Consider the following 8,681-nt stretch of genomic DNA (forward strand, 5'->3'; position numbering starts at 1 on the left):
TTCTCCTTGATCAGTGGCGCTGACCGCATAAGCCTAGATGCCCGGTGCCCGCAGCGGGTCGACCACACGGGTCTAGAGGGAATGCCCCGCGGCGTACGCGGTGGCCCAGTCCCGGACCGCGCGTGCGTAGTGGTCGGAGTGGTTGTAGGCCCGAAGTGCGTTCATCCAGCCGCGCGGCGTGGCGAGATCCTTACCGCGGAAGCACAGGTAACCGGCCGCGGAGAGGGCCGCGTCGTCGAAGTTGTCGGCGTTGGCCGATCCGTCGTTGTTGGCGTCGACGCCGTAGAGCCGCCAAGTCTCCGGGATGAACTGCATCGGACCCATCGCGCGGGCGTAGACCGGGTCCTCCTGCCCCGATGCCCTGGTGGCCTCCAGATCGAGGATCTCGAGGTTCCCGCCGGTGCCGTCGAGCCGGACACCGCGGATGGGCGGGCTGACATCGCCGTTGGGGCCGATCTCGGCACCGCGATAGGTGCCATGGTGGCTCTCCACCATGCCGATGCCAGCCAGCGTGGTCCAGGCCAGGTGACATCCGGGGTTCTCCACCTCGGCCACCCGGGCCGCGTAGGCGTAGGCCTCCAATGCCTCGATCGGTATACCCAGGGCCGGTGCGCGCTGGGCGGCCCAGTCCTTGAGCTGACCGGCCGGCCGGCCGGCTGCGTGGGTGTCGACGGCGGGCACCGGATCACCGGGCGGGGGCGGGACGCCGTCCGGAATCGGTGCGCCGGAGTCCCAGGAGCAGCTCACCGCGAGCAGAATCGCCGCCGCCGCAACCACGACGATGGTGCGCAGCCAGCGAAACGACGACACAAATCCCCTTGAACCGAGACGACAGGAACCATCGTGCCACGGTTACGGCCGGGCCGAACGGCACCGAATCGTCGTCAGCCCCGGGGCCAGCAGCGCCGCCACTGTTCGGCGCTGATCGGCCCCGGCGTGGCGTCGTGCTGTTCGGTGTCTGGTTCCACGCGCGCCGCTTTCTCGGCGGCCCGGACGTCCTCCATGAACCCCAGTACCGCGGCGCGCAGATCGTTTTCGGCGTCGGCCTCGACCGTCAGCGTGACGGTGATGACCGACTCGGGGATGAGATCGGCGGGCAGCCCGGCCGCGCTGACCCGGTTGAGCACCTTCTGCGCCAGGGCCAGCGCCGGCTGGGCGGTGGGCACCCCGTCAACGCAGGATTCCCGCACCGAGGTCTCCAGCGCCTTGCGCTGCTCCCACTGGGCCAGCTGATCGGCCAGCGAGATGTCCTCGCCGGCCAGCACGGCGGGCACCCGATTGCCGAGCTTGCGCACCAGGGCGTCGGCGACATCGTCGATGGTGAACGACCGCTCGGAGGCCTCCTCGGCGATCCGGGCGTGAAAGAGCACCTGCAGCAACACATCGCCGAGTTCGTCGCGCAGTTCGTCAGGATCGCCGCCGTGCACGGCGTCGAACAGTTCGTAGGTCTCCTCGAGCAGATAGCGCCGCAGTGAGGCGTGGGTCTGCTCGCTCTCCCACGGGCCCGCGGTGCGCAGTTTGTCCATGATCTCGACCGCGTCGAGCAGACGCTCTCCGGGCCGCGCGGCACCGGCGTCGATCAGCCGTTCACCGGCGGCCAACCGGTCCAGCACGGCCGGGTGGTCGGGATCGGAGGACAGCAGCACCGGGGCCTGATCGTCGGAGGTGCCCAGCAGGACCGCCCGGGCAGAGGGCAACGACCACGGCACCCTGATCGGCATTTCTTCGGTGTATTGGACGTCACCCTGAAGCAGGTCGACCGCCTCCACCGGGACCAGCGCCGGACGGCGTGGGTCGACCAGGATGACAGTCATCGTCGCTACCCCTCGGATTTGGCGGGTTCGAACGTCGTTATATCAATTTCCCCGGCCGGGCGACCATGAAGTGCGAGCAACAGGTCGACGACCATCTGCACAAGTGGAAGGTCGCGGATGCGGGGCGCGCCGACACCGGAGCCTGCGCGCGGGACCGGCACCTGGACCACCGAGGTGGTGGCGCGGTAGTTGGCCGCCGGATAGATCCGTTTGAGCCGCACCTGGGCGGAATCCTGCAGCGGCAGCGGCGCCACCCGCAGGGTCGTTCCGGTGAGCGCAACCTCGGTGACCCCGTACTGCCGGCACAGCAGCCGCAACCGGGCCACCGCCACCAGTCGCTGTGCCGGTTGGGGCAGCGGCCCGTAGCGGTCGACGAGTTCATCGATCACTGTGCCGATCCCAGCCGGCCCGGTCTCCGCTGACGCCGCCGCCAGCCGCCGGTAGGCCTCCAGCCGCAACCTGTCGCTGTCGATGTAGTCCGGCGGCAGATGCGCGTCGACGGGAAGATCGATGCGCACGTCCCTGGGATCCTCGGCGGTGGTGACGATCTTGCCGTCGGCCGCGGCGCGGTAGGCCTCGACCGCCTCCCCCACCAGCCGAACATACAGATCGAAACCCACACCGGCGACATGGCCGGATTGTTCGGCGCCCAACACATTGCCCGCGCCGCGAATCTCCAAGTCCTTCAACGCAACTGCCATACCCGCGCCCAGTTCATTGTTCTGCGCGATGGTGGCGAGCCGGTCATGGGCGGTCTCAGTGAGCGGGACGTCCCGGGGATACAGGAAATAGGCGTAGCCACGTTCCCGGCTGCGGCCGACCCGGCCCCGCAACTGGTGCAGCTGGGACAGGCCGAGGGCGTCGGCCCGCTCGACGATGAGGGTGTTGGCGTTGGAGATGTCCAGACCAGTCTCGATGATGGTGGTGCAGACCAGGATGTCGTAGTCCCGGTTCCAGAACCCCTGCACGGTTCCCTCGAGTTGGTCCTCGGGCATCTGGCCGTGCGCAACCACCACCCGCGCCTCGGGCACCAGGTCGCGGATGCGCGCCGCCGCGGAGTCGATGGTGCTGACCCGGTTGTGAACGTAGAAGACCTGGCCGTCGCGCAGGAGTTCCCGGCGCAGGGCGGCGGCGATCTGCTTGTCGTCCTGCGGGCCGACATAGGTGAGCACCGGGTAGCGCTCCTCGGGCGGGGTCAGGATGGTCGACATCTCCCGGATACCGGCCAGGCTCATCTCCAGGGTGCGCGGAATCGGGGTGGCACTCATGGTCAGCACATCGACGTGGGTGCGCAGGCTCTTGATGTGCTCCTTGTGCTCGACACCGAAACGCTGCTCCTCGTCGACCACCACCAGACCGAGGTCCTTCCACCGCACCCCGGTCTGCAGCAGCCGGTGGGTGCCGATGACGATATCGACGCTGCCGTCGGCCATGCCCTCGATGATCGTGCGCGATTCGGCGGGATCGGTGAATCGGGACAGTCCCTTGACGGTCACCGGGAAGCCGGCCATCCGTTCGGTGAAGGTCTGCAGATGCTGGTCGGCCAGCAGTGTGGTGGGCACCAGCACGGCCACCTGCTTTCCGTCCTGAACGGCTTTGAACGCCGCGCGCACCGCGATCTCGGTCTTGCCGTAGCCGACGTCACCGCAGATCACCCGGTCCATCGGAACGGCCTTCTCCATATCCGCCTTGACCTCCTCGATGGCGGTCAGCTGGTCGACGGTCTCGGTGAACCCGAATGCGTCCTCCATCTCGGCCTGCCATGGCGAGTCGGGGGCGAACATATGACCGGGCGCGGCCTGCCGTTTGGCGTAGAGCGTGACCAGTTCGCCGGCGATTTCGCGAACGGCCTTGCGCGCCTTGGTTTTCGTGTTGGCCCAATCGCTGCCGCCGAGCCTGCTCAGGCTGGGCGACTCACCGCCGACATAGCGCGACAGTTGATCGAGGGAGTCCATCGGGACGAAAAGCTTGTCGGCTCCCTGCCCCTTCTTACCGGCGTACTCAAGCACCAGGTACTCGCGGCGTGCGCCGCCGATGGTGCGTTCGACCATCTCGACGAAACGACCGATGCCGTGCTGGTCGTGCACCACCAGATCACCGGCGGTCAGCGCCAGCGGGTCGACGGTGTTGCGCCGCTTGGCGGCCAACCGCTTGCCGTCAGGTCCGGTGGCCCGGTTTCCGGTGAGGTCGGTCTCGGTGATGATCACCAGTTGGCCGCCCGGCACGATCAGTCCGTTGTGCAGCGGTCCCTTGAGCACGCCAACGATCCCGGGTCTGGGTGACTGCCCGGGCTCCAGCATGGCCGCCGCGGTATCGCGTTCGGCGAGTTGCTCGACGACGCGATGGGCGATCCCCACACCGGGAGCGACGACGGCAGCGAGCCCGCCGGTGAGGACATGGGCGCGCAGCATCGCGAAGATCTCGTCGACGTTGGTCTGCTGTCCCCGCGCCGAGGGCGCCGCACGGACGTTGAGGTCGATCGCCGCGTCCGAGGACAGCTGACTGATCGTCCACCACGGGTGGCCGCCGGCGCGGGCGGTTTCGCGCGCCTCGTCGAGTTCGCGGAACCCGGAGCCGCCGAGCTCTTCGACGTCGATGGGTGCGTCTCCCCCGATCGCCGCGACCGACCAGGAGGCCTCCAGGAACTCCCGCCCGGTCTTGATCAGATCGGCGGCCCGGGTCCGGACCTTCTCCGGATCACACACCAGCACCGGTGCTCCGGCCGGCATCAGGTCGGTGAGCAGGCCGAGACGTTCCGGGCGCAGCACCGGTGTCAGCGCCTCCATGCCGTCGACCGGGATTCCGTCGGCGAGCTTGGCCAGCATCTCCCCGACTCCGCCGTTGAGATTGTTGTCACCCTTGGGCGCGTGTGCCGCCAGTTGTGCTGCGCGGGAACGGACTTCGGCGGTGAGAAGAAGTTCGCGGCAGGGCACGGCGATGACGACACTGACATCCAGTTCGGGTATCGAGCGCTGGTCGGCGACGGAGAACATCCGGATCTCGGTGATCTCGTCGCCCCAGAACTCCACCCGAACCGGGTGCTCGGCGGTGGGCGGAAACAGGTCGAGGATTCCGCCGCGTACGGCGAACTCGCCGCGCCTTCCCACCATGTCGACCCGGGTGTAGGCCAGATCGACCAGCCGGGTGATCACAGCCTCGAAATCGACGTCTGCGCCCACCGCGAGGGTGACCGGCTCGATCTCGGAAAGGTCGGCGGCAACCGGTTGCAGCAGCGATCGCACCGTTGTCACCACCACCCGCAACGGCGCGCCCAGATGTGGGTCATCCGGGCGGGCCAACCGGCGAAGCAGCTTCAGCCGGGCCCCGACGGTGTCGACCCCGGGTGAGAGCCTCTCGTGCGGGAGGGTCTCCCAGGACGGGAACAGCGCCGCGCCGTCACCATAGGCCCCGCGCAACTCGGCGGTGAGGTCGTCAGCCTCCCGTCCGGTCGCGGTCACCACGAGCAGCGGCCCGCTGCGGGATAGCGCACACGCGACGAACAGCTGGGCGCTGACCGGACCCACCACCGCGAGCTCAGCGGGATGCTCATCGGCCAGCCGGGCGAGCTCGGTGAACTCCGGGGCCGCCAGCACCGATTCGACCAAGCCTGCCAGCGGGGTCTGGACAGGGTGGTTACCCGGTGTGGTCATCGCGATCAGTCTAGGTGGGGCGGCAAAAGTCCTTGTGTGCGGCCGGGATTCGCCGCTAGTCCGCACCCAGTTGTGGGTCGGGTTCCAGCCGGGCCAGTCCGTTCCACATCAGATTCACCAGGTTGGCGGCGACGACTTCCTTCTTGGGCTCGCGGGCGTCGAGCCACCACTGCGCGGTCATCGTCACCGAACCGACGAGCGCCTGGGCATAGAGCGGGGCCAACTCGGGGTCCAGGCCGCGGCGGGAGAAGTCGCCGGCCAGGATCGAGGCGACCTGACTGACAGCATCGTTGAGCAGGGTGGCGTAGGTGCCGGAGGTGATCGAGGCCGGCGAGTCCCGGATCAGCAGCCGGAAACCGTCGGTGCGCTCCTCGACGTATGTCAGCAGCGCCAGCACCACCTGCTCCAGGCGTGGCCGGGAGTGGTTGTTGGTCAGCGAGGAGGTGATGCGGTCCAGCAGCGCCGACATCTCCCGGTCGACCACAACTGCGTAAAGGCCCTCCTTGCCGCCGAAGTGTTCGTAGACCACCGGCTTGGAGACACTGGCCCGCTGGGCGACCTCTTCGACCGAGGTGGCCTCGTAGCCGCGTTCGGCGAACAGCGAGCGGGCGATGTCGATGAGCTGGTGGCGGCGCTGGCTGCCGGTCATCCGGGCGCGCGGCGGGCGCAGCTCACGATCCGGTAGTGCCACGGCTGGAGTTTAGTCCCGGTCCCGGGGCCTGCACTAAAGTCTTGGGCGGACAGTCCGTCGTGGTGTAATCGGCAGCACCTCTGATTTTGGTTCAGATAGTTCAGGTTCGAGTCCTGGCGACGGAGCGAAGCTTGCTGAGCGACCATTGGAAGCGAGCGAAGCTTGCTGAGCGACCTGGAGGAGGCTCCGCGTGACGACAACGAGTGATTCGGCCGTCTTGGTGCTCGCCGCCGGCTCCGGCACCCGGATGCGCTCGGACACCCCCAAGGTGCTGCACACCCTCGGCGGCCGCAGCATGCTCGCGCACGCCTTGCACGCGGTCGCCAAGGTCGCACCGCAGCACCTCGTCGTGCTGCTCGGCAGGGACCGCGAGCGGATCGCCCCGGTGGTCGAGGACCTGGCCGCGGCACTCGGCCGCCCGATCGCGGTGGCCGTTCAGGAGGAGCAACTGGGCACCGGCCACGCCGCCATGTGCGGCCTGTCAGCGCTGCCGGCGGATTTCGATGGCGTGGTGGTGGTCACCTCCGGAGACATCCCCCTGCTGGACGCCGAAACCCTCGCCGAGCTGATCGACACCCATCGCCAACACCCCGCGGCGGTCACGATGCTGACCACGACGGTGCCCGACGCGACCGGCTACGGGCGCATCCTGCGCACCCAGGACGGCGAAGTCATCGCGATCGTCGAGGAGACCGACGCCACCCCGCAGCAGCGCGCCATCCGGGAGATCAACGCCGGTATCTACGCCTTCGACATTGCGGCGCTGCGTTCGGCGCTGAACCGGCTGTCGTCCGATAACGCTCAGCACGAGCTGTATCTCACCGACGTCATCGCAATCGTGCGTGCGGACGGACATAGCGTGGGCGCCAGGCATGTCGACGATGCCGCACTGGTCGCCGGCGTGAACGACCGGGTACAGCTCTCCGATCTGGGCACCGAGCTCAACCGTCGCGTGGTCGCCGCCCATCAACGCTCCGGAGTCACCGTCATCGATCCCGCCACCACCTGGATCGACGTCGATGTGGCGATCGGGCGCGACACCGTCATTCATCCCGGCACCCAGTTGCTCGGCGGAACCTCGGTGGGCGCGCACTGCCAGATCGGACCGGACACCACGCTGACCGACGTCGCCGTCGGCGACCGTGCATCGGTGGTGCGCACCCACGGCACCCGGGCTTTGATCGGTGACGGAGCAGACGTCGGCCCGTTCACCTATCTGCGGCCCGGAACCCACCTCGGCGCCGACGGCAAGCTCGGCGCATTCGTGGAGACCAAGAACGCGGCGATCGGCACCGGAACCAAGGTGCCGCACCTGACCTACGTCGGCGACGCCGACATCGGCGACCACAGCAATATCGGCGCCTCGAGCGTGTTCGTCAACTACGACGGCGAGAACAAGAGCCGCACCACCGTCGGCTCCTACGTCCGCACCGGCAGCGACACCATGTTCGTCGCGCCGGTCACCGTCGGCGACGGCGCCTACACCGGGGCCGGGACGGTGCTGCGCGACGACGTGCCGCCGGGCGCGCTGGCGATCTCGGCCGGCGATCAGCGCAATATCGAGGACTGGGTGCTGCGCAACCGGCCCGACAGTGACTCGGCTCAGGCTGCCCGCGAAGCCCAGCAGAAGGACGAACATCTACGATGAGCGCGTATCCGATCGCAGGAGGGTGGCGCAGTGCCGGACTGGATGGACAACCGTAAGAACCTGATGCTGTTCTCCGGCCGGGCGCATCCCGAGTTGGCCGAACAGGTCGCCAAGGAACTCGACGTTCACGTCACCGCCACCACGGCGCGAGACTTCGCCAACGGCGAGATCTTCGTCCGATTCGACGAGTCGGTCCGCGGCTGCGACGCGTTCGTGCTGCAGTCCCATCCCGCGCCGCTGAACAAGTGGCTGATGGAACAGCTGCTGATGATCGATGCCCTCAAGCGCGGCAGCGCAAAGCGGATCACCGCGATCCTGCCGTTTTATCCCTACGCCCGCCAGGACAAGAAGCACCGCGGCCGCGAGCCCATCTCGGCGCGCCTGGTGGCCGACCTGCTCAAGACCGCGGGCGCTGACCGCATCGTGTCGGTCGACCTGCACACCGACCAGATCCAGGGTTTCTTCGACGGCCCGGTGGACCATATGCGGGCCCAGAATCTTCTGACCGGGTACATCCACGACAACTACGCGACCGAGAACATCGTCGTGGTCTCCCCCGACTCCGGCCGGGTGCGAGTCGCCGAGAAGTGGGCCGATGCGCTCGGCGGTTCGCCGCTGGCGTTCATCCACAAGACCCGCGACCCGCGGGTGCCCAACCAGGTGGTGTCCAACCGGGTGGTCGGCGAGGTCGAGGGCAAGACCTGCGTGCTGACCGACGACATGATCGACACCGGCGGAACCATCGCCGGCGCAGTGCGACTGCTGCGGGAAGACGGCGCCAAGGACGTCATCATCGCCGCCACCCACGGCGTGCTCTCTGATCCGGCTGCCGAACGGTTGGCCGCCTGCGGTGCCAGCGAGGTGATCGTCACCAACAC

Annotated in this window: 6 protein-coding genes and 1 tRNA gene; 3 read left to right on the top strand and 4 right to left on the bottom strand. The window is 68.2% G+C overall.

The genetic code is table 11. The annotated features are described in order from the left end of the window. Window positions 1-72: 72 nt before the first annotated feature. The 4 genes from ACR2JI_RS14370 to ACR2JI_RS14385 form a co-directional block, all read right to left on the bottom strand. Window positions 73-810, bottom strand: a complete 738-nt coding sequence (locus ACR2JI_RS14370; protein ID WP_526391085.1) for a lytic transglycosylase domain-containing protein — start codon at window positions 808-810, stop codon at window positions 73-75. A 74-nt stretch (window positions 811-884) separates the two neighbouring features. Beyond that, complete coding sequence (locus tag ACR2JI_RS14375) at window positions 885-1,814, bottom strand: nucleoside triphosphate pyrophosphohydrolase (RefSeq protein WP_526391087.1); 930 nt, start codon at window positions 1,812-1,814, stop codon at window positions 885-887. 5 nt (window positions 1,815-1,819) lie between these two features. Next, a complete protein-coding gene (gene mfd, locus ACR2JI_RS14380; protein ID WP_526391089.1) occupies window positions 1,820-5,464 on the bottom strand; it encodes a transcription-repair coupling factor in 3,645 nt (1,214 codons plus the stop codon). 55 nt (window positions 5,465-5,519) lie between these two features. Further along, window positions 5,520-6,113: a TetR/AcrR family transcriptional regulator gene (locus ACR2JI_RS14385; protein WP_526391093.1), complete on the bottom strand. Its 594-nt coding sequence runs from the start codon at window positions 6,111-6,113 to the stop codon at window positions 5,520-5,522. Window positions 6,114-6,208: 95 nt separating this feature from the next. Between ACR2JI_RS14385 and ACR2JI_RS14390 the strand changes: the two genes are divergently transcribed. From ACR2JI_RS14390 to ACR2JI_RS14400, 3 genes are all read left to right on the top strand, one after another. Then, window positions 6,209-6,280: transfer RNA gene (locus ACR2JI_RS14390), tRNA-Gln, on the top strand. Between the two features lie 65 nt (window positions 6,281-6,345). After that, a complete protein-coding gene (glmU, locus tag ACR2JI_RS14395) occupies window positions 6,346-7,803 on the top strand; it encodes a bifunctional UDP-N-acetylglucosamine diphosphorylase/glucosamine-1-phosphate N-acetyltransferase GlmU (protein ID WP_526391091.1) in 1,458 nt (485 codons plus the stop codon). Window positions 7,804-7,845: 42 nt separating this feature from the next. After that, the coding region (locus ACR2JI_RS14400) for a ribose-phosphate diphosphokinase (RefSeq protein WP_526391096.1) at window positions 7,846-8,681 on the top strand (836 nt) is incomplete at its 3' end.

Origin of the sequence: Mycobacterium sp. (assembly GCF_051006775.1) — a bacterium.
In the GTDB taxonomy this organism is placed as follows: Bacteria; Actinomycetota; Actinomycetes; order Mycobacteriales; family Mycobacteriaceae; genus Mycobacterium.